General features: G+C 70.7%; 1 pseudogene. It reads right to left on the minus strand.

What is annotated here, in order from left to right:
• Positions 1–670 (minus strand): annotated as a pseudogene (locus tag HW466_RS31020) (glycosyl transferase); the annotation flags it as partial.

A 670-nucleotide genomic window follows, 5' to 3' on the forward strand; every position in this document is an offset into this window, starting at 1 on the left:
CCAGACCCAGCCGACGGTCAGCGCCAGGCCGGCGAAGGCGAAGGGCAGTTGCAGCGGCGTGGTCCAGTCGAGCGGCAGCCAGCGGCCGAGCCAGCGGATCGGCTCGCGCGAGGCGTGATACGAGGTAACGATCGACCAGACATACCAGGCGTAGATCGCCACCGCGCCGAATATCAGCCGGCTGGCGTAATCCCAGCATTGCGCGAGGCGGCGCGGCAGGCGCTCGACGGCGTCGGCCGCGAGCAGCGCGAGCGGCGCGATGAAGGGCAGGATGTAGAGCTGTCGCGAGGTGGCCGACATCTGCAGCACCATCATGCCGATCCCGCCGAACAGGGTGGGCAGCGCCACCGCGGGTTCGCGCCAGGCGCGCCAGCGCCCGGCCGCGAGCGCGTAGGCGGCCAGCGGCCCGACCGGGAAGCCGACCGTCAGCAGCGCGCGCCAGATGAACAGCGGCTTGTCGTTCTCGGCGCCGAGCTCGGCCACCGAGAAGCCGAAGAAGCGCCCCACGTTGTTGTCCCAGAACCAGGTCATGAACAGCGTTTCCGAGCGCATCAGCAGCGCGATCGGCCAGATCAGCGCGAACGGCGCGAGCACCAGGCCCGCGATGCCGAGCGAGCGAAAGAAGGCGCGGCCGCGGCAGGCCGGATACAGCAGCATCACGGCGGCGAGC

The sequence above is a fragment of the Burkholderia territorii genome (assembly GCF_902833055.1).
In the GTDB taxonomy this organism is placed as follows: Bacteria; Pseudomonadota; Gammaproteobacteria; order Burkholderiales; family Burkholderiaceae; genus Burkholderia; species Burkholderia territorii.